Below are 24,064 nucleotides of genomic sequence, written 5' to 3'. Positions count from 1 at the left end.
GCAGAAAATTTCCTCCAGCACCGTTTGACGGTTGTTGCATTCCCCAAGGGGATATTGGCCGGACCACCAATCAGGTCACGGAGCCGAATGCGACATTTGATGGCGCAATTGGCATGGCGCTTCTCCAATCCCCTTGCCCTCGGCCCGTCGCCATGTGACGATAGCCTTTCGACGGGACAAGCCTGTCCCGCCGCGCGACGGCCGGGAGGAGGCCGGCCGCCGCCTCGGTGTCAACACGTGAGGAGGAGGTCGCCAGACCATGGGAAATCGCGCCGGAGGAAGACGCACGGGACCGAAATGCATTGCCATCGTCGGTCCCTTTGCAAGCGGAAAAACAACCCTTCTTGAAGCCATACTTGCCCGAACGGGCACCATAGCCCGCCAGAACCCGGTCTCATCGGGAAACACCGTCTCAGATCATTCCGCCGAAGCGCGGGCACACGCCATGAGCGTCGAGGCGACCTTCGCCACCACCGAGTTCATGGGCGACAGCCTGACCTTCGTCGATTGTCCCGGCTCGATCGAATTTGCCTTCGAGGCCGAACCGGTGCTTGCCGCCTGCGACCTTGCCGTCGTTGTCGCGGAAGCCGACGAGAAGAAGATACCCGCCCTGCAGCTCATCATGCGCAAGCTCGACGAACTCGGCGTGCCGCGCATCCTGTTCCTCAACAAGGTCGACAAGGCGATCGCCGGCGTGCGCGAAACGCTGAAGATGCTGCAGCCGGCAAGCACCGCGCCGCTGCTGCTGCGCCAGATACCGCTGCGCAAGGACAACATCGTCATCGGCTCGATCGATCTGGCGCTGGAGCGCGCCTACATCTATCGCGAATATGCCGAGAGCGAGGTCGCCGAGATTCCGGGCGACGAGAAGGCGCGCGAGCTCGAGGCGCGTTTCTCCATGCTGGAAACGCTGGCCGACCATGACGACCAGTTGATGGAGCAGTTGCTCGAAGAGATCGAGCCGCCCAAGGATGCCGTCTTCGACGACCTGTCGGCCGACCTGCGCGACGGCTCCGTCACCCCGGTGCTGATCGGCACCGCCGAAAAGGGCAACGGCGTGTTGCGCCTGCTGAAGGCGATTCGCCACGATGCCCCCGACATCGAGGCGACGCGCAAACGGCTCGGCGCACCTGATGGTGCCGCGACGCTTGTCCAGGTGATGAAGACAGTTCACACCGCCCATGGCGGCAAGCTGTCCGTCGCGCGCATCCTGTCCGGCAGCGTCGCCGACGGCACCGAACTGTTCGGGCAAGGCGGCGACAGCGCCAAGGTGTCCGGCATCTACCGCATGCTCGGAAAGGATCAGGCCAAGCAACCCTCGGCCAAGGCCGGCGATACGGTAGCGCTCGGCAAGCTCGATGGCGTGCGCACCGGCCAGACGCTGACCTCGGCCAAGGGCGGCATCGCGCCCCTCATCGCGTTCGAGGCGCCGCAGCCGGTCTATGCCTTTGCGCTGCGCCCGAAGGAGCGCAAGGACGAGGTGAAGATGTCCGCGGCAATCCAGCGCCTCGCCGAGGAAGACCCCTCGCTCGGCCTGCGCCACCAGCAGGATTCGAGCGAGACGGTGCTGTCCGGCCATGGCGAAATGCATCTGCGCGTCACGGTCGAGCGGCTGGAAGGCAAGAACCAGATCGCCGTCGAAGGCCACACGCCGGCCGTGCCCTATCGCGAGACGATCCGCAAAGGCGTCCAGCAGCGCGGCCGCCACAAGAAACAGTCGGGCGGCCATGGCCAGTTCGGCGATGTGGTGGTCGAGATAAAACCCCTGCCCCGCGGCTCAGGCTTCCAGTTCACCGATACGATCACCGGCGGCGTGGTGCCCAAGACCTACATCCAGTCGGTCGAGACCGGCGTTCGCGACTATCTGAAATCCGGCCCGCTCGGCTTTCCGGTCGTGGATGTCGCGGTCAATCTCTCCGACGGCTCCTACCATGCGGTCGATTCCTCCGACATGGCCTTCCAGATGGCGGCCAAGCTCGCCATGAAGGAAGGCATGGCCGCCTGCTCGCCGGTGCTGCTCGAACCCGTGATGAAGGTGGAGATCTTCACGCCTTCGGATGCGACAGCCAAGATCACCGGCATCGTGCCGCAGCGGCGCGGCCAGATTCTCGGCTATGACGCACGGCCGGGCTGGCCGGGCTGGGATGTCGTTGAAGCAACCATGCCGCAGGCCGAGATCGGCGACCTCATCATCGAACTGCGCTCGGCCACTGCCGGCGTTGCCAGCTACCGCGCCGGTTTCGACCACATGGCCGAACTGACCGGCAGGCTGGCGGACGAGGCGATGAACGCCAACGGCAAGGCCGCATAGATCAACGATGAAAAGCAAAACGGCGCCTGGACCAACATCCAGACGCCGCCTTTGCGGACCGTACCGCCCATGGGGAGTGGGTGGGGAGGAAAAGCGGCACGTCAGGTCCGCCGCAACACTTTCCGATACATATGCGCTACGAAACACGCAGCGAGAAACTGGCTGGACGCGACGGCTGCCTAAGCCCTGGTCCGGCCGAGTGATGCCCCCATCTCCCGACGGCCCAACGCCGCGTCCTAAGCAATGCCTAGCAAATTCGAAACCCGTGCGGCACGTTACCCGAGGTTACATGTCACTGTTACGCCGCCCGGCCCTTTTCACAGCAAGGATGCCGATGCGTCATGTTACGCGTCATATGCGCTCCCATACAGCGAAGGTAACGCAACGAGCCTGCCTGCGTGTTCACAAACACGAGAGCAACGTTCTCGAAATCAGGAGAGCGGCAGCGTGTTTCATTCAGTGCTGAAGGATAAGGCCCGCGGGAAACCGACGGTGCATCTGGTCCACTCCTGGAAGCAGATATCGCGGACCGGCCGGCTGACGACAGGCAACAAAAAAGCCGGATCTGAAAGACCCGGCTGAGTTTGATTGGAAGTGCCGATTAAGGCTAAACCTCCAGAGGGGAACACTCTCGGGCGCTAATGGGAGGAGGAACGCGCCCAGGAGATGATTGTTATATGCGCCTCTCCTGCCCATAAAACAAGCAAAAACCTTGCAAGGCTGCCATGCAAAATGACGCAGGCTGTGGTCCAATCGCCGGGGCGAAGGCATAGGACCAAGGGAATCCAAGGAGAAAGCAGCCACGCCCGTTTGTTTTCTTGGTTCCGTAGACTTGCAGTCTGAAGAGGAAAAGCTGAGACTTACTGCCTATTTTATAGCCACCAGACAAAAGGGATTAAGTTTTACGCATGCGCAAGCCATCCGCGATTGCAGGCAGTGTGCTCTTCCTGATCCTGGCTCCAGGTGTCGTGGCCGGGCTGCTGCCATGGCTGCTCACCGACCGCTATGGCCTGCCGTTCTCTTCCATTGCCGGTTTCGTTGCAGCGGGATCGCTGCTCGTCATTGCCGGACTGGCAGTGCTGCTCCACGCATTTACCCGCTTTGCGCTCGAAGGATCAGGCACGCCTGCCCCCGTCGCGCCGACCGAGAAATTGGTTGTCGGCGGCATCTACCGTTATGTCCGAAACCCGATGTATGTCGCCGTGCTGTCGATCATCCTTGGACAGGCGCTTATCTTCGCGCACTGGCCGGTCGCCCTATATGCCTGCGTCGCCGGTGCAGCCATGTTCGCCTTCGTCAAAACCTACGAGGAGCCGACGCTGGCGCGCCGCTATGGCGCCTCATACGAAGCCTACCGCCGCGCGGTTCCCGGCTGGTGGCCGCGCCTCACGCCATGGAAAGACAGATAAGCAATTCCAGGAAAAGTGGGCCGCGGTTTTCCGTCCTGAATTGCGCAAAAAACAAGAAGGATCAGAACGACCAGCTTCGCGCCTTGGCGATGACGAAGTCGCGGAAGACATGCAGCTTGGCCTGGTTCTTCATCGCGTCCGGATAGGCCAGATAGGTGTCGAAGGACGGCACCTCGGTCTGCGGCAGCACCTGGACCAGTTCGGTGTCCTTGTTCACCAGATAGTCCGGCAGCATGGCGATGCCCGCCCCCGTCTGCACCGCGCGCCTGATCGACAGCAGATCGTTGATCTGCAGATTGGCCACGCGCTGCCCACCCTCGAAATCGCCGACGGTCTCCAGCCAGTTCAACTCGCTCAGATGCGTCGGCACCGGCAGTCCGAAAGTCACGATGCGATGGTTCTTCAACTCCGCCATCGTGTCCGGCTTGCCGTATTTGTTGATATAGGCCGGCGAGGCGTAGAGGTGGAAATGCACGGTGAACAGCCGGCGCTGGATCAGGTCCGGCTGCTGCGGCTGCCTCAGCCTGATTGCGCAATCGGCCTGCCGCATGGTCAGGTCCAGTTCCTCGTTGGCGAGGATCAGCTGCAGGTGGATTTCGGGATAGAGTTCGAGGAACTCCTGCACCCGCTCCGTCAGCCAGCCGGCGCCGAGCCCAACGGTGGTCGTCACGCGAAGCACGCCGGATGGGCGGTCCTTGGCCTCGGTCAGCCGGGTCTTGATCGATTCCAGCTTCATCAGCACGTCATGCGCCGTGCGAAACAGCATCTCGCCCTGTTCGGTCAGCACCAGCCCGCGCGCATGGCGATGAAACAGCGGCACGCCGACATCGTGCTCCAGCGCGCTCACCTGCCGCGAGATCGCCGATTGCGAAAGACGCAATGTCTCGGCCGCATGTGTGAACGAACCCGCCTCCGCCGCGGCGTGAAACACGCGTAGCTTATCCCAATCCAGTGCCATGGTTCCCCTCGTTCCGCCGGCCCTTATTTATACTCCCGAAGTTGCAGGCTTTTGGACAAGAATGCGTCAAAACAACGATTTAGACAGCGATCCTGATTCAATCCACAAACATTGGGGCCGGTCTTCTGCTTATTCCGCCGCTTCTCTGTGCACCTCGATGCCCGCCAGATACTTTTCCGCTTCCAGTGCTGCCATGCAGCCAAGCCCGGCGGCCGTCACCGCCTGGCGATAGACATCGTCGGTCACGTCGCCCGCCGCGAACACGCCCGGCACGTCGGTGCGCGTCGAATCGGGCGCGGTCCACAGATAGCCGTTCGGCTTCTGCTTAAGCTTGCCGACGAACAGCTCCACCGCCGGCGCATGGCCAATCGCCACGAACACGCCGTCGACCTTCAAATGGCTTTCCTCGCCGGTCACGGCGTTGCGAAGCTTCAACCCGTCGGCCGAAGGCGGCATCGGCGCCTTGCCCGGCTGTCCGGTGATCTCATCGACGACCGTGTCCCAGATGACCTTGATATTGTCCTTTGCAAACAGCCTGTCGCGCAGGATGCGTTCGGCGCGGAAATCGTTGCGCCGGTGGATGACCGTCACGCTCTTTGCCAGGTTGGACAGATAGAGCGCTTCCTCGACCGCCGAATTGCCGCCGCCGATGACCGCGACATCCTTGCCGCGATAGAAGAACCCGTCGCAGGTCGCACAGGCCGACACGCCAAAACCCATATAGGTCTGCTCGCTCGGAATGCCGAGCCATTTGGCCTGCGCGCCGGTAGCGATGACCAGCGCGTCGCAGGTATATTCCGTTCCCGAATCGCTCTTCAGCCGGAACGGCCGCACGTCGAGATTGACCTCGGTGATCAGGTCGTTGACGATCTCGGTGCCGACATGCTCGGCCTGCTTCAGCATCTGCTCCATCAGCCACGGACCCTGGATCGGATCGCCGAAGCCCGGATAGTTTTCGACATCGGTGGTGATCATCAGCTGGCCGCCCTGCTGCATGCCTGCGACCAGCACCGGCTTGAGCATGGCGCGGGCGGCATAGATCGCGGCCGTATATCCAGCCGGACCGGAACCGATGATGAGAACAGGCGCGTGTTTGGTCGTCATGGGACAGCCTTCGTAAACTGGAAGCGGCAGAGCGATTTCAACGAAATATTTGCCGTTAATCTAGGTGTTGCCGGGTGTGGCAGCAAGGCAACGAATCGATAGTCCCCGGAAAGCTTTGCCTCGCGGCCGTTCGTGCCTGCCGTTTCGGCGTCGACCTGCCGGGAAAATTTCCTTCGTCCGGGGCCTGACGGAACCAATCTTATAGTTTAATTACACGATCGCGACAGATTCTTGCGCCCAATGCACCGAAAGGACAATGATGCCTCTCAAGGCCGATCTCGACGCCATCGACTGGAAAATCCTGCGCGAGTTGCAGGATGAGGGCCGCATGACCAACGTCGAATTGTCGCGGCGCGTCGGCATCTCGGCTCCCCCCTGCCTGCGGCGGGTGAAGCGGCTGGAAGATTCGGGCATCATCCGCGGCTATCGCGCTCTGCTCAACAGCCCCGCACTTGGGCTCGATGTCGTCGCCTTCTGCCTTGTCGGCCTGCATCATCATGCCGAGGTCGAGCTGAAATCCTTCGCCGACCGCACCCGGCTCTGGCCCATCGTGCGCCAGGCCTGGATGGTCTCGGGCGATTCGGACTTCCTTCTCCATTGCGTCGCCAGCGACCTCGCCGCGTTCCAGGCTTTCGTCATCGAGGATCTCACCTCGACGCCCAATGTCGACACCGTGCGCACCGCACTCACCATCCGCCAGGTCAAGGACGAGGGCGTGGTGGCGATCGGCGATCGGACATAAGTGCCTCTCATGCCGTCCGCTCCGTCAAAACGCATGGTTATCGTCGGCAACGGCCCGCTGTCGCGCGACTTTTCCGCCGAGGTCGACAGTGCCGATTTCGTCATCCGCTTCAACGAGCCGAAGGCCTCGATCGGCATGAGCGGCGTCCGCACCGACCGGCTGATCATGGCCAATTCCGGCAAGCCGATGCAGCGCCGGCTCGAGGATCCCGCGCTGATCGAATCGCCGATCTTCCGCGCGACGAAGGAGCTGATGTTTGCCTATCACCCGCACATCATCGCGCGCTACTTCCGCCGGCCCAACATCCTGTCGCAGCTGAAAGGCCGCCGCACCGACTGGACCTTGCCCGCGATCGAGAAATTCGGCGCCGCCGGCAAGGAAATCCGCATCATGCCGCCACAATTCTATATGGAGGGCTGCCGCGTCCTCGGCGTTCCAGCCGACAAGATGCATGAAGTGTTTCCCAGCACCGGCTTTTTCGGTATCTGGCATGCGCTTGAGCATTATTCTGCCCAAGAGTGGCGTATAGAGGTCTGCGGCTTTACATGGCAGGGATGGCAACGTCATGCCTGGGCCGACGAGCGGCGCTGGGTTGGCGAACAGGTCGACCAGGGCCGCATTGTCCTCATCGACGAGGGCGTCAATTAGAGTTTTGTGGACGCAAATCTAAGTAGCCCCACATCGAGAAAGGAAACGGACAAGCAAATGAGTGAAGCATTGAGAATCTTCATTGGCTGGGATTCCCGCGAACCGATCGCTTATGAGGTCGCCAAAGCGACAGCCTTGAAAAACTCCTCCATTCCGCTGGATATCCAGCCGATCAAGCTCGATGATCTCGTCGCCAAGGGCCTCTATTCGCGCGACATCGACCCGCTGGCTTCGACCGAATTCACCTATTCCCGCTTTTTCACGCCGCATCTTGCCGGCTATGAAGGCTGGGCGCTTTTCTGCGACTGCGACTTCCTGTTCTTCGGCGATCTCGCCGACCTGCGGAACTATCAGAACCCGTCCAAGGCCGTTCTCTGCGCCAAGCACGACTATCAGCCCAAGGATGGCGTGAAGATGGATGGCAAGGTGCAGACCAGCTATCCGCGCAAGAACTGGTCGTCCTTCATGTTCTTCAACAGCGCGCATCCTTCGACGCGCCAGCTGACCCCGGAATTGATCAACAGCCAGACCGGCGCCTATCTGCATCGCATGCAGTGGGCAGCCGACGACGAGATCGGCGACCTGCCGATTGAATGGAACTGGCTCGAAGGCTGGAACGAAAAGCCGGCCAAGGGCCTGCCCAAGGCCGTCCACTTCACGAGCGGCGGCCCATGGTTCAAGGACTGGCAGGACGTCGACTATGGCGACGAGTGGCGCACTGAGGCGCTGAAGATCGACCCGGCATTCAAGCCGATCTGATCCTCGGCAGACTACAAAGAAACGGGCGTTCCCATGCGGGCGCCCGTTTTGTTTTTGACGCATGATCTTGTCCGAAAAGTCTGCAACTTTTCGGGATCATGCTCTAACGACTCGCGAGCTTGCGCTTTTCGACGATCGCCCAGATCGCCAGGCGATACCAAGCCCGCTTGATCTCGCGCGAAATCACCTCGGTCAGCGGCTTGGACTTTTTCTGCACGACCGTTCCGCCGAGCAGATGATCGATCTGGCGGATGCAGACGGGCGACACGGCAAGAATGCGCGCCTTGGTCAGCCAGCGCATCTGGATGGTCGTGTCGACCGGTCGGTCGAAAATCTCGGTCGCTTTCAGCAATTCCGCCGCCGCATCGCGCCCGACAAGCTGCATCTGCATGCCGAGCCCGACATGATCCGACTCGACCAGCATGGCGCCGGTCCAGCCGGCGACCTCCCGGCCCTTGTCGGTGTGGCTGCGATAGGGAAAGCGGATGTAGTCACCGGACTTGATCGTTTTCAGCGCCATGGTCAGCGCCTCGCGAAAGCCCTCGCCTTCCGGCTGAACGTCGTCCTCGACGATCAAGCCGGCATCGAGCCCGCGATCGACGATCTCCTGCCATGCCTTGCGGTGCGACAGGAAACATCCGACCTCGGCGGCACGAAGCTCGAACGGGTAGCGCGGGCGATGGACGTTGCGGCGATAGACGGCGTCGATGTCGCTCTCGCTCAGCTTCAGCCCATCGACCGCATCAATGACATTCACCGTCAACGGAAGCGTGGCCTTCAGCGCCTCGACCTGCGGCCGCCGCCCTTCGGCACGCTGAAGATGGATGATGAAGGCCTCGGCGTTCATCGCATGGCCCAGACATGGTCGTAGACGCGGCGCACGCCCTCGGCCTCGCGCTCGAGCGGAAACCGCGCCCGGACTTCGGCCAGCGCATTGATGCCATGTGTTTCGGTCAAAGCCGGATCGGCAAGATACGGCCGGATCGCCTCGCGCAGCGCATTGCCGTCGCCGGCCGGCACAAGCGCGCCGGTCTCGCCCTGCACGATCATTTCGGCATAGGCGCCCGCATCGCTCGCCACCACCGCCGTCTGCGAGGCCATCGCCTCCAGCGGCGTCAGCCCGAAACCTTCATTGCGCGACGGCGCGACATAGAGCGAGACGCGGCGATACCACGGCTTGATGTCGTCCACCTCGCCGAGAAACCGGATGCGGTCGGTAAGTCCAGCATTGGCGATACGTTCCTTGAGTTCGTCGGCAAACGCCTTGTGTTCCGCCGTGACGCGGCCGGTTATCACCGCCGTCCAGTCCGGATGATGCGGCAGCAATGCGATCATCACATCCACGAACAGGTCGGTGCCCTTCTGGTGCCGCACGCGTCCGAAGCAACCGACAGCGTATTTGCCAGGCAGGCCGGAGGCCGCAAACGCGTCGTCGTCGCCCGCTGGGGGACGGAACACGTCGAGGTCGACGCCATGCATGACAACGGTATGGGGAACTTTCAAAAAACTTGCCGACTTCTCACCGGTGGCGATCACGGCATCCATCTGCCGGATCAGCCATTTGGTGAAAGGCCGGTGGTCGCGTTGCGCAGCCGAGGTGAAGACGAGTTTCAAAGGCGCGCGCAGCACATCCCGCAGCAGCAGACCCGCGACCATTTCCGTATTGCGGCGCGCATGCCAGATGCGATCCCGGCCGGATTTCGGCCGTGTCCTCAGACTGGAAAGCTGCCACCAGCGCATCTTGGGCAAGCTGTCAGGCAGGCCGGGACCGATCGTAGCGATGCCCAGCGTGCGTGCCTGCACCGGCACCAGCTGGATGATCGTGCTGGTCACACCGGAAAGGCGCTGCTTGAGATTGGGAGCGATCACCTCGACCGTCGACATGTCGGGCACGGCCGAGCGTCCGGCGGCAGCCGATGGGGCTGCCGCTGCACCCTTGGCGTTCATCTGTTTGTCCTCAGATGAACTGGACTGCGACAACCTCATAACCACGTGGCCCGCCGGGCGCATTGACCTCGATGGTTTCGCCGACTTCCTTGCCGATCAGCGCCCGCGCGATCGGTGAGGAGATGGAGATGCGGCCAGACTTAACGTCAGCCTCCTGGTCGCCGACGATCTGGTAGGTCTTTTCCTCTTCGGTATCCTCGTCGACCAGCCGAACGGTGGCGCCAAACTTGATCTTGTCGCCGGACAGCTTGGAGATATCGATGACTTCGGCGCGCGCGATCAGGTCTTCGAGTTCGTTGACCCGGCCTTCATTCAGGCTCTGCGACTCCTTGGCGGCATGATATTCCGCATTTTCCGAAAGGTCGCCATGCGAGCGCGCCTCCGAGATTGCCTCGATGATGCGCGGACGCTCGTCCTGTTGGCGCCACCGCAGCTCTTCCTTCAGCGTTGCGAATCCGGCGGCGGTCATCGGGACCTTGTTCATTTCAATCGGCCTTTCCTCAATTCACTCGCCATCCAATCCATCCCTGAAAACATGCGGGCGAGCACAAAAAGAAAACGGTCCGGCAGCCTTGGCCACAGGAACCGTCCATACAGTTCCATTTAATATAGCGATCTTCTCGCGTTTTTCACGTCAAAAAAAGAACCCGGCAAAATTCTTGTGCCGGCAGGCGCTCCTTTCGCGGTTCTCCGGGCACCGGCACCTCACGCGGAACTCACCGGCTTGTGATCGCCAAGCTGCAATGTTTACCCGACGCCGCGTCGGCACGCCTTGCCTCGCATTCGTCTTCCCCTACCTTGGGTAGCATGAGCCCGACAAAAACCCTTGCCAGCTCCGCCGTCCTGCTTGGCCTCCTTGCAGGATCATCCATCACTCCGGCCCTCGCCCAGCAGACATTCGAAACGCAAAAGGCCAAAATCCTGGCCGAAACCGTCGTGGATGGCCTCGAAAATCCATGGGGTCTCGCTTTCCTGCCCGATGGCGGGGCAATCGTGACCGAGCGCGACGGCCGCATGCGCATCATCGCAGACGGCAAGCTGTCCGAGCCTGTAGCCGGAGTGCCGCAGGTGGCGGCAAGCGGACAGGGCGGCCTGCTCGATGTCGCGCTATCGCCCGACTTCGCCACCGACAACCTGATCTTCTTCTCATTCTCCGAACCCGGCGAAGGCGGCCAGGGCACGGCGGTTGCGCGCGCGAAACTCGTCCGCGACGGCGCAAGCGCAAAGCTCGAAGACCTCACCACCATCTTCTCCATGGCGAAGAAGACCGGCACGTCGCACCATTTCGGCTCGCGGCTGGTCTTCCGGCCTGACGGCACCCTGTTCATCACCACGGGCGACCGCGGCCAGGGCGACAGGGCGCAGGACATGCAGGACAGCGCTGGCGCCGTGATTCGCATCAACGCCGACGGGTCTGTCCCTGCGGACAATCCCGATGCCAACGGTGCGAAAGGCCTTCCCATCCTTTGGTCGAAGGGCCACCGCAATCTGCAGGGCGCGACCTTCGATCCGGTCATAAATGCGCTGGTCACCGTCGAGCACGGCGCAAAAGGCGGCGACGAGATCAACTATCCGCAAGCCGGCAAGAACTATGGCTGGCCGGTCATCACCTATGGCGTCGATTACTCCGGCGCAAAGATCGGCACCGGCACCGAAGCCCCCGGCTTCGAGCAGCCGCAATTCTATTGGGACCCTTCCATCGCACCATCCGGCCTCGCCAGCTATCAGGGCGACATGTTTCCTGAATGGAAAGGCGACCTGCTCGTCGGCTCGTTGAAATTCGGCCAGTTGTCGCGGCTTGAGCGCGACGATGCCGGCAAGATCACCGGCGAAGAACGCATGTTCGAAGCTGAGTTCGGCCGCATCCGCGACGTCAATGTTGCGCCCGACGGCTCGGTCTGGCTGCTGACCGACGAAAGCGACGGCGCGATCATCCGGCTATCCGCCGGCTAGATGACAAAAAAGCCCGGTCGCATGACGGCCGGGCTCTTCACTGAATTCCCAATCCTGAAAAATCAGGACTTCGTCTTCTCGAAGGCGTCGATCTGCTTGGACAGTTCGGCATATTCCTCGCAGCCCTTGCCGCAGCGCTTTTCGATTTCCGAAAGCTGCTGGCGGGCCGATGCTACATCGCCGAGCTGCAGATGCGCCTCGCCGAGATATTCGCGTACCAGCGTGTAGTTCGGATCGGCCTTCAGCGCTTCCTGGTAATAGCCGAGTCCGACAGTCACGCGGCCCATCTTCCGGTGCGAATAGCCGAGATAGTTCAGGATGCGCGGGTCAGATTTGTTTGCGGCCAGACTCAGCACGCTGATCGCCTCGCCATAACGGCCGGCCAGGGCAAGCTGGCGTCCGGTCAGGTAGAGGCTGTTGTCGTCGGTATAGCCGGCCTTCTGCTTGACGCATTTTTTCTTCGCCTGATCGTAGACCTGCCCCTTCGCGCAGGTCGGAACCGTCGGCGCCTCGCCGCCCGCGGCGAACACTGGCACGGCAAAAAGCGGAACTGCAACGATCAGCGAAGCGGCATAGATGGCAATCCGGGTTTGCATGGAAAGTCCTCCTGAAATGCTCCCATTTCCATACTAACGCATCGCGCGCCCGCTTTCATCCCGACAATATGCGGTAGAGCTTTCCCGCTGGTCTGGCGGCGTTTTCCGCGAGCCGTGTGAAGCAGTTCATATTCGGCGCGCCGCAATGCCCCTACGTTAGCAGCCTAGGCCTCCCAGGCTTCATTGCCCGCACCGGTTACCACCGGGACGGGCTTTTTTTTGCCTCCCGCCGGCGCTCACTTCTTGCCCACCGGCCACGTCGCCGGCCAGTTTTCCGGGCCGTTGTCGTAATTGCCGTCGCAGTCGTCCTTCGAGCGCGCTTCGAGGAGAGCGAAGACAAGGCCCTCCCCGCCATTGTCCAGCCGCCACTTGTTCCAACCGCCGCAATCGCCAAGGCCGCGCCCCTTGAAGAAGGCTGTCAGGATGCGCTTCTGCTGGTCCCAGTCGATGTTCCAGGCCTGCGACGTCGTCGTCGGGCCGTCGGGCGCCATATCCGGCAGAGCCATCTGGTCGATGCTGCCGGACTGGCTGGCGAAAAAGGCATAGGGCTGGTTGTAGGCACCGCCGTCGCCGCAGGGCAGCGCCAGAAAATGCGCGTCGTCGCCGACATCGGCATCGAAGCCGCCGATATTGTCGAAACCGTCATCGTCCGAGAAACTGCAGGTGCCATCCGGCCCTTTGAACTCATCGCGGATCGCCTCGGGAATATCGGCAACAGTGGCGATCTCCCGCACGGCAGCCGCCGGGCTGGTGCCGTCGCCCTTCACCTGCAGCGCGTCCCTGGCTTTCAGCCGGCCCTGCACCTCGTCGGTGAAAATCAGTGCGGCAACCAGCCCCGATAGCGAGAAGGATGATGTGCCGGGCCCACCCTTGGCCGTGTAGGCGATTTCGAGCTTGCTTGCGTTGCGCAGGGCCTCCAGCAGTTTCAGCGAATCCGCACCGCCCGCAAATGTGTATTCCGTGTTCTCATCGCGAACGCCCTTGGCGACGGGCAAGATCAGCACCTGCTTGCCGTCCACCGACAAGCGGATGTCCGACCCGGCGCTCAATTCATCCTGCGCCGCGACAAGAATATCGAGCGGCGTGTCCGGTCCCGCCTTGCGCAGTAGCGAAAACGCGTTGACCGGCGGCTGCTTTGGCGTCTTGGCCAGCGTCTGGATCGTGCAGGTCATGGCCACCGAACAGGATACGTTAAAATCCTTGAACTCCTTGTAGGCATCGGCGCTCGCAGCCGAAAGCCCGCAGAAAAACAGAACCGTCACTATCGAAATCAGCCGCACGCTGAACCCCCCATTGTCCCCCGCGTGGCTCATGCGGCCGCGCCCGGCGATGCTAAGACACGCTGGCGATATTCTCCAGCCTTCTGTAAATGCGCGAAATGACAAGAATTCAGGCCAATCTCCTTCTGCTGCTTGCCGGTGCCATCTGGGGCATGGGCTTTGTCGCCCAGTCGACGGCGATGGAGGCGATCGGGCCGTTCCTGTTCACCGGCCTGCGCTTCACGATGGCGGCGCTGGCGATCCTGCCCTTCGCGCTACGCGAATCCGGCCGCGCGACAAGCCCGCTGACCACGCGCAACTGGCTTTCCTTCGTCTGGATCGGCCTGATGCTTTTCGGCGCCATCGTCTTCCAGCAGATCGGGCTGCTCCACACCACCGTCACCAATTCCGGCTTCCTCACCGGGCTCTACGTGGTGATAACGCCACTGTTCGCGGTCATCCTGTTCCGCAACTGGCCGCACCCGATCGTCTGGCCAGCGGCGATTACGGCCATGGCGGGCATCTGGTTCCTGTCGGGCGGTGGCGCGACCGCGTTCAACACCGGCGACTGGCTGACCGTGCTTGCTGCCGGCTTCTGCGCGCTCCAGCTCATCTTCATCGGCCGCGCGGCTGCCCCCACCGGCCGGCCGCTCACGCTGGCTGTCACGCAATCCGCCGTCGTTGCCGTCCTCGGCCTGACGATCGCGCTGGTCATGGAGCCTATCGAATGGCAGGCGATACGCCTTGCTTTGCCTGAAATCCTCTATGCCGGCATCTTTTCCGGCGGCCTCGCCTTCACGCTCCAGATCATCGGCCAGCGCTACACGACGGCCTCGCAGGCCGCCATCTTCCTGTCGTCGGAAGCAGTTTTTGCCGGGCTGTTCGGCGCCCTGTTCCTGGGCGAGCGCCTGCCCGCCACCGGTCTTCTAGGCTGCGGCCTGATCTTCATCGCGATCCTCGCCGTCGAGGTTCTGCCGCCGCTGTTTGCAAAACGGGCACCAGCCGGAACCGCCTGAGGGCTGCTCATCCTTTAAAAATGAACGCCGCGCCTCCCGCAATCAGCGCGAAGCCGATGACGTGGTTTATGGTCAGCGCTTCCTTCAGGTAAAACACCGAGAACACGGCGAACACCGTCAGCGTCACCACCTCCTGGATGGTCTTCAGCTCGGCCGCCGAATAGACCGCGCTGCCGATGCGGTTGGCCGGCACTGCGAACCAGTATTCGAAGAAGGCGATCATCCAGCTGGCGATCACCGCGATGTAGATCGGCGAAGTCTTGTACTTCAGGTGCCCGTACCAGGCGAAGGTCATGAAGACATTCGAGGCGACGAGCATCAGGATCGGCAGGATCTTGGGCGACAGCAGGGATGCCATGGGAGAAACCGTGTTCGAGGGAGGAGCCATTTCAATGGGAACCGAGCCGCTGTCAATGTCCGGCCGACGGCGGCGAAAGCCTTCAAATCCCTCAAAAACGGCGGGGGCGTGACGTAGCCCGCAAATCAGGTATCATCCGGCAAGGAGGTAGTTCCTGTGCAGCAACGGCTGGACAAAGAATGGGAACTGACGATCGGTCCCGACACCGTGCGCCTTTTCATTGAAAAGGCCAACGCCATCAGTGCGGCCATCAAGGACGACTATGCCGACGGCAACGAGCACGAGGTCGAGCTGGACGGGGACACCCGCGACAACCACCACCATGATGGGCTGGCCGAGGAAAAGGCCGACAACCTGATGGCCGAGGAACTCTCGGAGCTGATCAACGACCTCAATGTCGACGAAGCCGCCGAACTGATCGCGCTGATGTGGATAGGCCGCGGCGACTACGACGCATCGGAATGGGCCGAGGCGCTTGCCGAAGCGCGCCAGCGCGGCAACAAGCGCACCGCCAAATATCTGCTCGGCATGCCGATGCTCGGCGACTGGCTTGAGGAAGGCCTGGAGGCCGTCGGCGCGTAACGGCCCTGTCACGCAGAGTGATCGCTGGCGCGCAACCAATAACCCGCCATTGCCGTTGCCACCGCGATGAAGGTTTCACCGCGCGGTAATTTCCTGAAAATCCTGCCCTTGCTGGCGGTATCGCTGCTTTTCATCACCGCCGCCGACAACAAGCCGCCTGCGCTGCCGCAGGAAGTGCCGGTGCCCAAGGTGCACGAGCCACCGGCTGGCAACATCCCGCCGCAAAAACTTGGCGACACGCCCGTGCCGGAACCACGCCCTCACAAGAAGGGCGACGCCGAGCCCGACGCAGACAAGAAGACCGAGCCGGTAACGGCCCCGGCAACCGCACCCTTGCCGACCGAGAACCCCGAACAGCCGGACGAAAAGACGCCTGCTGACAAGGGCGAGTCCGAAAAGCAGGAAATCCCGGCGACGGCCCCAGTCCCGACAGAAAATCCGAAGGAACCGGACGAGGTTTCCAAAGACCAGAAGCCGCTTCCACCCGCCGAAGCCCCCAAGCCGGACGAGGCCAAACCAGGCGAAAAACCAACCACGCCGGAGGAAAAGGCCAAGCCCGGCGAGAACCCGCCCGAACCTGAGGAAAAATCCGAACCGAAATACCTACCCGATCCGCGTTCAAACGAACCGCGCGCCGACACCATGCCGGCGGAAGAACTGGCCTGCCGCGCGCGTATCAAAGATCTCGGCGTCGAGTTCGAGGAACACAAGCCGGAGAGCGACCCCGCCGGCTGCGCCATGCCCTGGCCGATCACCGTCAAATCGCTCGGCAAGACGATCGAGCTCGCACCCGACGCGCTGATGAACTGCACCCTTGCGGAGGCCTCGGCCAGATTCGCCAAGGATGTCATCTCTCCCGCCGCCAAGGCCGCCTATGGCGAGGAGCTGAAATCCATCTCGCAAGCCTCCGCCTATGTCTGCCGCCCGCGCAATGGCACCAAGAAACTGTCGGAGCACGCCTTCGGCAACGCGCTCGACATCGCCCAGTTCACGCTTTCAAAAGACACGAAGATCGACGTCGAACCAGCACCCGACGAGAAGGCGGCAAAATTCCTTGCCGAAATCCGCAAGGCCGCCTGTGGCCCGTTCAAGACCGTGCTCGGCCCCGGCAGCGACGCCGACCATTCGCTGCATTTCCACTTCGACCTCGCCCCGCGCAAGCACGGCGGCACGTTTTGCCAGTGACTGCCTCATTCAAGTCACAAGCGTAAATTTGACCGCTGACCTTTCCTTTACCCTCGGCCGCTATCCTTGAAATTCAAGGGACAGGGAACCGGTCATGGCCCAAAAAACTCCTTCCGCGCTGGCGTGGGCGCGGCGGTTCGGCAGCGCGCGCTTGGCGACTACCGGCGGCGCGGTGCTGCTCGTGGCGATGGTCGCGTCCTGCACCACCGACAGCCTGATGTCGATGCGGCCGGAAGTCGATGTCGGCACGCAGACCGCCGCTGTCGCGCCACGGGTCAGGCCATCTGCCCCTGCCCTCGCCCCTGTCGAGCCGATGCTGGAGCCGGTCGAGCCAAACCTTGCACCGGCAATCGCACCAGTCGAGCCGTCGTTCGGGGCGGCTGATACGCCGATCGAGCCCGAACCCGCGGAAGCCACGATGGATTCGGAAGTCGATGAGCCGGCCGCGGCCACCATCCAGCCTTCCATCGAACCCGAGCAGGTACAGCCGCAAATCGCCGCCGTCATTCCGCCCGCCTCGGTCAAGCCGAGAGGCCTGCAGACGTTGGTGCCTTCCAATCCGATGATGGTCGGCTATCCGCGCATGGACCCGCCGGCGGCGCGGTCGACCGTCATGCCCGCCGACGAAGTCGCCTGCCGCAACGACCTCAAGCGCCTCGGCGTCACCTTCCAGAACCTCGCTCCCATCCACGAAGGCAGCTGCGGCATCGATTTCCCGGTAAAAGTTTCCGCCATCGGCAGCGTCCAGATGAAGCCGGCGGCGACGCTGAGCTGCAGCATGGCCGCGACCTTCTCGCGCTGGACCCGCAAGGAGCTCGTGCCGTCCGCCCGCATGCGCTACTGGTCGGGCGTGAAGACGATCCATCAGGGATCGAGCTATTCCTGCCGCCGCATCGCCGGCACCCGGACGGCATCAGAACATTCCAAAGGCAATGCGCTCGACGTGATGCGCATCGAACTCAGCAACGGCAAGGATATCGACGTGCGCAAGCCCGGCTGGTTCGCCTTCCGCGAAAAGGGTTTTCTCAACACCGTGCGCGCCGACGGCTGCGATTACTTCACCACCGTGCTCGGCCCCGGCTACAACTACGATCACCGCAACCATTTCCATTTCGACATCAAGCCGCGCAGGAACGGCTACGTCGCCTGCCGGTGAGTGCAAAAGGCCCATTCTTGCCAATTCCAGCGCCGGGCATAATCTCTGAGTGAATGCAAACGTTGACGCAGCGCGGCTGCGTCACAGCCCGGTGCCTGCCGCATGTCACGACACAGATTGCCCCGGCGTGTCGCCAACTATCTTGTCACGCTGGCGCTGGCCTATGGCCTCGTCGCCTATATGGCCGCACCCGAATTCTGGACGGTCAGGGAGCACGACAGCCGCAAGCTCCCCGAGGCGATGGTGACGACCACCCCGCAAGGCATTCCGGGCGATCCGATCAATGTCGGGCTCGTCGGCTCCAAGGCCGATCTCATGCGCGCCTTCGCGGCAGCCGGGTGGAACCCGGCCGACGCGATAACCTGGCGTTCCAGCCTCGAGATCGGCGAAAGCGTCCTCTTCGACCGCCCCTATGCCGACGCTCCGGTCAGCACGCTGCTGTTCGACGGGCGCAGGCAGGATGTGGTTTTCGAGAAATCGGTGGGCGCAAGCGCCGATCAACGCCACCATGTCCGCCTCTGGATGATCCCGCCGCCCGACGGCGACGATCGCCCGCTCTGGCTGGGATCGGCCAGTTTCGACCGCGATGTCGGCCTCAGCCATGACACCGGCCAGATCACCCATCATATCGGCCCCGACATCGACGCCGAGCGTGATCTGCTCATCTCCGACCTCAAGGCTGCCGGCGCGATCGAGGCCTGCCACAGCGCCGATGGAGTAGGCGCGACCCAGACCGGCCGCAACGGCGGCGGCGACCGCTATTTTACCGACGGCATGGCCACAATTTGCGATCTGAACCGAAAACCCTGAAACAATAGCGCGCTGAAAAGTGCCACACCCTATTTTCTAGCGCCCCGCCTCAATGCTATTGAGCATCAATGCTATACATCGAAGTCGCTATCGTCGTCGTCCTCATCTGCGTGAACGGCCTTCTGGCCATGTCGGAGCTGGCGATCGTTTCGTCCCGGCCGGCACGGCTGAAAGCCATGATCGACCGCAACGTCAAGGGTGCGGGGCGCGCGCTTGAACTCGGTTCCAATCCCGGCAAATTCCTGTCGTCGGTGCAGATCGGCATCACGCTGGTCGGCGTTGCCTCCGGCGCATTTTCGGGCGCCACGCTTGGCCAGCGCCTGACCCAGGTGCTGGCGGCCAACGGCGTGCCGGACGGCATTGCCGACGCACTCGGCGTCGGCCTTGTCGTCGCCATCATCACCTATGGCTCGCTGATCATCGGCGAGCTCGTGCCCAAGCAGATCGCACTGCGCAATCCCGAAGGCGTTGCTGTCAGGGTCGCACCGCTGATGCGCGTAATTGCCGTCGTCGGCGCACCGCTGGTCTGGCTGCTCGACATTTCCGGCCGCTCGGTGCTTTGGCTGCTCGGCCAGCGTGGCGAGAGCGAGGAAAAGGTCACCGACGAGGAAATCAAGATGCTGGTGGCCGAGGCCGAGCATCACGGCACCATCGAATCCGACGAGCGCCGCATGATCGCCGGCGTGATGCGGCTCGGCGACCGCGCCGTGCGCGCGGTCATGACCCCGCGCACCGAGGTCGACTGGCTCAATCTCAATTCCGACGAGACAACGCTCAAGAAACTGCTGATGGAAACACAGCATTCGCGCCTGCCTGCCGGCGAGGGCTCGGTTGACGCCATGGTCGGCGTCGTGCAGACGCGCGAAATCCTGGCGACCCTTCTGGCCGGCCGCGCCTTCGACGCGCGCAAGCACGTTCGCGCCGCCCCCATCGTCCACGACCAGGCCGACGCACTCGACGTCTTGACCACGCTGAAACAATCCGATGTGCCGATGGCGCTGGTGCATGACGAATACGGCCATTTCGAAGGCATCGTCACGCCGGCCGACATTCTCGAAGCGATCACCGGCGTCTTCCGCGCCGATCTCGACGAGGACGAATCGGAAGGAGCGGTCCAGCGCGAGGACGGCTCGTGGCTGCTGGCCGGCTACATGCAGGCCGACGAGATGGCCGACCAGCTCGGCATCGACCTGCCGGAAAACCGCGACTACGAAACCGTCGCCGGCTACGTGCTGTCGCACATGCACCACCTGCCCGCCACCGGCGAAAGCGTCGACGCGCAGGGCTGGCGCTTCGAAGTCGTCGACCTCGACGGCCGCCGCATCGACAAGGTCATCGCCTCGAAGCTGCCGGCGTAGCGGCGATCTGCGGGAAGCGTTTTTGACCGCAAGAACAATGGCTTGCGGAGGGCGTTTGAATCAGAATCGGATCGTGTTCTGATTGGTCAGTGCTGCCCCTCATCCCGCTGCCGCGACCTTCTCCCCGTATAGTGACGGGGAGAAGGAGGCTGGCCACAACGCTGGCGACCCCCTCTCCCCGTTTTTCACGGGGAGAGGGTAAGGGTGAGGGGCAGCGCGACGTTAACCAATTAGCGTTGCCTGGCAAACAAAGGGGCGGCGTTTCCGCCGTATCCCCACGGTGATGGCCGTCTTGTGAGCTGAGGGCGAACATCGGAAGTCCTAGTGCAAGCACTAGGAGTAGTCCTATGACGAAGCATCAGATTGAGTTCATCACGTCGGTTGAACGGCGTCGGCGCTGGTCTCGAGAGGATAAGGAGCGGCTGGTCGCGGCGACCTTCGAGCCTGAGGCCAGCATTTCGGACGTGGCGCGGTCGGCCGGTATTCATGTGAGCCAGCTTTTCCGGTGGCGCAAGGAACTTTGCCAGATCTCTGCACCGTTGGTCCCGCAGCTTGTTCCGGTGGAGGTCGCCGAGGCGCTGCCAGCGTCGGCGGAACCGCCACCGGTCTCCCGTCCGCGCAGGAAGGCAAGTATGGTGACGATCGAGCTTGGCGGCGGCCGTCGCCTGCGGGTCGAGAGTGACGTCGACATCGAGGCGCTCGGCCGGATCCTCGATGTTCTGGAGCGGCGATGATCCCTGTTCCGAGCGGTGTGAAGGTCTGGCTGGCGACCGGACACACGGACATGCGCAGGGGCTTTCCGGGACTGTCGCTGATGGTGCAGGAGACGTTGAAGCGCGATCCGATGAGTGGCCACCTCTTTGTCTTCCGAGGCCGGAGCGGTGGCCTGATCAAGGTGATCTGGCACGACGGCCAGGGTGCTTGCCTGTTCACCAAGAAGCTGGAGCGCGGACGTTTTGTCTGGCCTTCTGCGGCCGACGGCACGGTGGTGATCACCTCTGCGCAGCTCGGTTATCTGCTCGAAGGGATCGACTGGAGAATGCCGCAAAAAACCTGGCATCCGAGTTCCGCTGGATAGCGGAAATGGCTGGAAAGGCGGGGCCGAATATGATTCCGTCTGGTCATGACCTGTGTGGCCGATCAGCTCCCGGACGACCTTGCCAGCGCGCATGCGATGATCCTCGCCGAGCGCGCGGCACGCCGTGAAGCGGAGGCCATTGCAGCGCGCGCACAGGCTGTGAACGCGCACTCGGATGCGCTTATCGCCCGGTTGCGCCTTGAGATCGAGAAGCTCAAGCGCGACATCCACGGCAGCAGATCGGAGCGCAAGGCGCGTCTTCTCGAGCAGATGGAGTTGCAGCTCGAGGAGCTGGAAGCCGATGCCAGCCAGGACGAACTGGCGGCAGAGATGGCGGCAGGGTCATCGACGGTCAAAGCCTTCGAGCGCAAGCGTCCATCGAAGAAGCCGTTTCCCGAACACCTGCCGCGTGAGCGTGTGGTCGTTGCGCCGCCCTTGAACTGCCCGTGCTGCGGCTCGGCCAAGCTGGCAAAGCTTGGCGAGGACATCACCGAGACACTGGAAGTGATCCCGCGTCAATGGAAGGTCATCCAGACGGTGCGTGAGAAGTTCTCGTGCCGGGAATGCGAGAAGATCGCCCAACCGCCAGCGCCTTTCCACGTGACGCCGCGCGGCTTTGCCGGGCCAAACCTGCTCGCCATGATCCTCTTTGAGAAGTTCGGTCAGCATCAACCGCTGAACCGGCAGAGCGAGCGTTATGCCCGCGAGGGTATCGACCTCAGCCTCTCGACATTGGCCGACCAGGTCGGAGCCTGTTCTGCGGCGCTGAAGCCTGTGCATGCGCTGATCGAGGCGCATGTGCTCGCCGCCGAGCGCCTGCATGGTGACGACACGACCGTGCCGATCCTGGCGAAAGGCAAGACAGATACCGGCCGCATCTGGACCTATGTCAGGGATGACCGGCCGTTCGGCGCAACGTCCCCGCCCGCGGCGCTTTACTATGCCTCGCGCGATCGGCGACAGGAGCATCCCGAGCGGCATCTGAAGACCTTCATCGGCATTCTGCAGGCCGATGCCTATGGCGGCTATAACCCGCTGTTCAAAGTGGATCGCGATCCTGGTCCGCTGACACAGGCGCTGTGCTGGGCGCATTCGCGTCGCAAGTTCTTTGTGCTGGCTGACATCGCCGCCAACGCCAAGCGCGGAAAGAATGCCGCGCCGATCTCGCCGATTGCGCTCGAGGCCGTGAAGCGTATCGATGCCCTCTTCGACATCGAGCGTGACATCAATGGTCTGCCTGCAGATGAAAGGCTGCAACGACGCCAGCAGGAGAGCCGCTCTCTCGTCGGCGAGCTTGAAGACTGGATGCGGACCGAGCGGGCAAAACTGTCACGCAGCTCTCCGGTCGCCGAGCCAATCGACTACATGCTGAAGCGCTGGGACGGGTTCACATCTTTCCTCTGTGATGGCCGGGTTTGTCTCACCAACAATGCCGCCGAACGGGCGCTGCGCGGCTTTGCTCTCGGACGGAAGTCGTGGCTATTTGCCGGCTCCGATCGTGGTGCTGATCGCGCCGCCTTCATGGCGACCTTGATCACCAGTGCCAAGCTTAACGACGTCGATCCGCAGGCCTGGCTTGCCGACGTTCTCGCTCGTATCGCCAACACGCCGATCACCAAGCTGGAGCAATTGCTTCCGTGGAATTGGCAGCCCTCGAAGTCCTTACGAGGTCAAGCTGCCTAACCTGCGGCCCTGACCGGATGGTTACTTTCCGCCACCCTCTTTTCATCCTTGGGAGGAGTATTTTACGCCGCTTCCGATTCAGCAGCCTCGGCATCGGCCAGGCGCGCAGCCTTCAGCACCTTGGCCCACCACACCGTCTCTTCGATCAAACCATGGGCAGCCTGGTTGAGGTGCTCGAGATCCTCGAGCTTCTTTTCGCCCTGCTTCACCGCAAGGAAATCGGCCCAGACGATGTGAACGGCCGCCTTGGTCGGCGCCATCTGCAGCTCGACGGCGTGGAGCCGGAGCTGTTCGACCGCACGCGCGCCACCGACGCCGCCATAGCCGACGAAGCCGGCAGGCTTCTTGTTCCACTCGGTCGCGGCATAGTCGAGCGCGTTCTTCAGCACGGCCGTCGGGCCGTGGTTGTATTCCGCAGCCGTGAAGATGAAGCCGTCGAGGCTGGCGATCTTCTTCTGCCAGCGCTGCGCGACTTCATTCTGCGACGGCACCCAGGCGGACGAGGCCACTTCTTCGAAGAAGGGCAGTGGAAAATCGCGCAGGTCGATGACTTCGACGTCGATGTCGGTGCGGGCCTTGGCGATCTTGGCGAACCACTCGGTCGGAACGTCGGCGAAGCGGACAGCTCGCGTCGAACCGATAATGATTCCTATTTTCGGCTTGGACATGATAGTTTTCCCTATGAAACACTTGGTATCCATTGGATACCCGCACTATATTGGTGACTGATCATTCAGTGCACAAGGAGGCACTTTTTTGAAACCTAGGCACCTGCATCACACCGAAGACTGCCGCGCCGTCAGCGATATCCTGCAGCGCATCGGCGACAAATGGACCGTTCTTGTCGTGAGCAGGCTCGGCGACGGGCCGATGCGCTTCAACGAACTGCGCCACATCATCGGCGGCATCTCGCAAAAGATGCTGACGACGACCCTGCGCGGGCTGGAGCGCGACGGCTTCGTCACCCGAACCATGTTCCCGACCATCCCGCCGCGTGTCGATTATGAACTGACCGAACTCGGCCACGAACTGCTCGTACCCGTCAACGCGCTGGGCGAATGGGCGCGGCTGAACACTGCGCGCGTCAACGCAGCACGCGCGAAATTCGACGCCGCCTGCCCGGAACGGGCGAAGGGGAAGAAGGCTGCGTGA

The 24,064-nt window shown here is 62.5% G+C and carries 25 protein-coding genes; 16 read left to right on the top strand and 9 right to left on the bottom strand.

Annotated elements, in window-relative coordinates; genetic code table 11:
* The first annotated feature begins 259 nt into the window (after nt 1-259).
* Both DZG07_RS08720 and DZG07_RS08715 read left to right on the top strand, forming a co-directional pair.
* Nucleotides 260-2,311 (top strand): elongation factor G, encoded by a 2,052-nt coding sequence (locus DZG07_RS08720; protein WP_119816027.1) that lies wholly within the window; start codon nt 260-262, stop codon nt 2,309-2,311.
* A gap of 908 nt (nt 2,312-3,219) precedes the next feature.
* Nucleotides 3,220-3,720 (top strand): isoprenylcysteine carboxylmethyltransferase family protein, encoded by a 501-nt coding sequence (locus tag DZG07_RS08715; RefSeq protein WP_119816024.1) that lies wholly within the window; start codon nt 3,220-3,222, stop codon nt 3,718-3,720.
* Between the two features lie 61 nt (nt 3,721-3,781).
* Here the strand turns inward: DZG07_RS08715 and DZG07_RS08710 are convergent, their stop codons facing one another.
* Both DZG07_RS08710 and trxB read right to left on the bottom strand, forming a co-directional pair.
* Nucleotides 3,782-4,678: a LysR family transcriptional regulator gene (locus tag DZG07_RS08710; RefSeq protein ID WP_091913234.1), complete on the bottom strand. Its 897-nt coding sequence runs from the start codon at nt 4,676-4,678 to the stop codon at nt 3,782-3,784.
* A gap of 129 nt (nt 4,679-4,807) precedes the next feature.
* Nucleotides 4,808-5,782, bottom strand: coding sequence for a thioredoxin-disulfide reductase (gene trxB / locus DZG07_RS08705; RefSeq protein ID WP_091913236.1), 975 nt, complete (start codon nt 5,780-5,782; stop codon nt 4,808-4,810).
* Nucleotides 5,783-6,041: 259 nt separating this feature from the next.
* On the opposite strand from trxB, the gene DZG07_RS08700 reads away from it, so the two are divergent.
* Genes DZG07_RS08700 through DZG07_RS08690 form a run of 3 tightly spaced genes read left to right on the top strand, consistent with a single transcriptional unit; the run spans nt 6,042 to nt 7,931 of the window.
* On the top strand, nt 6,042-6,524 hold the full coding sequence (locus DZG07_RS08700; protein WP_091913399.1) for an Lrp/AsnC family transcriptional regulator: 483 nt from the start codon (nt 6,042-6,044) through the stop codon (nt 6,522-6,524).
* A gap of 9 nt (nt 6,525-6,533) precedes the next feature.
* A complete protein-coding gene (locus tag DZG07_RS08695; protein WP_119816021.1) occupies nt 6,534-7,172 on the top strand; it encodes a glycosyltransferase family 29 protein in 639 nt (212 codons plus the stop codon).
* Nucleotides 7,173-7,229: 57 nt separating this feature from the next.
* Entirely contained in the window at nt 7,230-7,931 is a 702-nt protein-coding gene (locus tag DZG07_RS08690) for a glycosyltransferase (RefSeq protein WP_119816018.1), read from the top strand.
* A gap of 103 nt (nt 7,932-8,034) precedes the next feature.
* On the opposite strand, the gene DZG07_RS08685 is transcribed toward DZG07_RS08690, so the two are convergent.
* From DZG07_RS08685 to greA, 3 genes are all read right to left on the bottom strand, one after another.
* Entirely contained in the window at nt 8,035-8,778 is a 744-nt protein-coding gene (locus DZG07_RS08685) for a glycosyltransferase family 25 protein (protein WP_119816015.1), read from the bottom strand.
* Nucleotides 8,775-9,815: a glycosyltransferase family 4 protein gene (locus DZG07_RS08680; RefSeq protein ID WP_197716902.1), complete on the bottom strand. Its 1,041-nt coding sequence runs from the start codon at nt 9,813-9,815 to the stop codon at nt 8,775-8,777. Before DZG07_RS08680 ends, DZG07_RS08685 begins: the two co-directional genes overlap by 4 nt.
* A gap of 73 nt (nt 9,816-9,888) precedes the next feature.
* Nucleotides 9,889-10,362, bottom strand: a complete 474-nt coding sequence (gene greA / locus DZG07_RS08675) for a transcription elongation factor GreA (protein ID WP_091913244.1) — start codon at nt 10,360-10,362, stop codon at nt 9,889-9,891.
* Between the two features lie 323 nt (nt 10,363-10,685).
* Here greA and DZG07_RS08670 point away from each other — a divergent pair, with 323 nt between their 5' ends.
* Entirely contained in the window at nt 10,686-11,831 is a 1,146-nt protein-coding gene (locus DZG07_RS08670; RefSeq protein WP_119816013.1) for a PQQ-dependent sugar dehydrogenase, read from the top strand.
* Between the two features lie 62 nt (nt 11,832-11,893).
* Here the strand turns inward: DZG07_RS08670 and DZG07_RS08665 are convergent, their stop codons facing one another.
* Nucleotides 11,894-12,427: a tetratricopeptide repeat protein gene (locus DZG07_RS08665; RefSeq protein WP_091913248.1), complete on the bottom strand. Its 534-nt coding sequence runs from the start codon at nt 12,425-12,427 to the stop codon at nt 11,894-11,896.
* A 236-nt stretch (nt 12,428-12,663) separates the two neighbouring features.
* Complete coding sequence (locus DZG07_RS08660; RefSeq protein ID WP_119816010.1) at nt 12,664-13,740, bottom strand: DUF1176 domain-containing protein; 1,077 nt, start codon at nt 13,738-13,740, stop codon at nt 12,664-12,666.
* A gap of 65 nt (nt 13,741-13,805) precedes the next feature.
* On the opposite strand from DZG07_RS08660, the gene DZG07_RS08655 reads away from it, so the two are divergent.
* Entirely contained in the window at nt 13,806-14,702 is an 897-nt protein-coding gene (locus tag DZG07_RS08655) for a DMT family transporter (RefSeq protein ID WP_119821534.1), read from the top strand.
* Between the two features lie 7 nt (nt 14,703-14,709).
* Here the strand turns inward: DZG07_RS08655 and DZG07_RS08650 are convergent, their stop codons facing one another.
* Nucleotides 14,710-15,060, bottom strand: a complete 351-nt coding sequence (locus DZG07_RS08650; RefSeq protein WP_091913254.1) for a DMT family protein — start codon at nt 15,058-15,060, stop codon at nt 14,710-14,712.
* A gap of 156 nt (nt 15,061-15,216) precedes the next feature.
* On the opposite strand from DZG07_RS08650, the gene DZG07_RS08645 reads away from it, so the two are divergent.
* The 8 genes from DZG07_RS08645 (at nt 15,217) to DZG07_RS08610 (ending at nt 22,912) form a co-directional block, all read left to right on the top strand.
* A complete protein-coding gene (locus DZG07_RS08645) occupies nt 15,217-15,642 on the top strand; it encodes a DUF3775 domain-containing protein (protein ID WP_091913255.1) in 426 nt (141 codons plus the stop codon).
* A gap of 66 nt (nt 15,643-15,708) precedes the next feature.
* On the top strand, nt 15,709-16,827 hold the full coding sequence (locus DZG07_RS08640) for an extensin family protein (RefSeq protein WP_119816007.1): 1,119 nt from the start codon (nt 15,709-15,711) through the stop codon (nt 16,825-16,827).
* Between the two features lie 94 nt (nt 16,828-16,921).
* The gene (locus tag DZG07_RS08635) at nt 16,922-17,983 is read left to right on the top strand and encodes an extensin family protein (protein ID WP_119816004.1); all 1,062 of its coding nucleotides are present in this window, start codon (nt 16,922-16,924) and stop codon (nt 17,981-17,983) included.
* A gap of 102 nt (nt 17,984-18,085) precedes the next feature.
* A complete protein-coding gene (locus DZG07_RS08630; protein WP_119816001.1) occupies nt 18,086-18,793 on the top strand; it encodes an LssY C-terminal domain-containing protein in 708 nt (235 codons plus the stop codon).
* Between the two features lie 68 nt (nt 18,794-18,861).
* On the top strand, nt 18,862-20,151 hold the full coding sequence (locus DZG07_RS08625) for a hemolysin family protein (RefSeq protein WP_091913264.1): 1,290 nt from the start codon (nt 18,862-18,864) through the stop codon (nt 20,149-20,151).
* Nucleotides 20,152-20,498: 347 nt separating this feature from the next.
* Nucleotides 20,499-20,885, top strand: a complete 387-nt coding sequence (locus DZG07_RS08620) for a transposase (protein WP_119815998.1) — start codon at nt 20,499-20,501, stop codon at nt 20,883-20,885.
* A complete protein-coding gene (gene tnpB / locus DZG07_RS08615) occupies nt 20,882-21,229 on the top strand; it encodes an IS66 family insertion sequence element accessory protein TnpB (protein WP_119815995.1) in 348 nt (115 codons plus the stop codon). Before DZG07_RS08620 ends, tnpB begins: the two co-directional genes overlap by 4 nt.
* 96 nt (nt 21,230-21,325) lie before the next feature.
* A complete protein-coding gene (locus DZG07_RS08610) occupies nt 21,326-22,912 on the top strand; it encodes an IS66 family transposase (RefSeq protein ID WP_245429633.1) in 1,587 nt (528 codons plus the stop codon).
* Nucleotides 22,913-22,974: 62 nt separating this feature from the next.
* Here DZG07_RS08610 and DZG07_RS08605 read toward each other — a convergent pair whose 3' ends face one another.
* A complete protein-coding gene (locus tag DZG07_RS08605) occupies nt 22,975-23,580 on the bottom strand; it encodes an NADPH-dependent FMN reductase (protein ID WP_119815990.1) in 606 nt (201 codons plus the stop codon).
* A gap of 88 nt (nt 23,581-23,668) precedes the next feature.
* Here DZG07_RS08605 and DZG07_RS08600 point away from each other — a divergent pair, with 88 nt between their 5' ends.
* The gene (locus tag DZG07_RS08600; protein ID WP_119815987.1) at nt 23,669-24,064 is read left to right on the top strand and encodes a helix-turn-helix domain-containing protein; all 396 of its coding nucleotides are present in this window, start codon (nt 23,669-23,671) and stop codon (nt 24,062-24,064) included.

The organism is Mesorhizobium sp. DCY119, from assembly GCF_003590645.1.
Lineage (GTDB): Bacteria > Pseudomonadota > Alphaproteobacteria > Rhizobiales > Rhizobiaceae > Mesorhizobium_M.
This window is presented reverse-complemented; position numbering and strand designations above follow the sequence as displayed.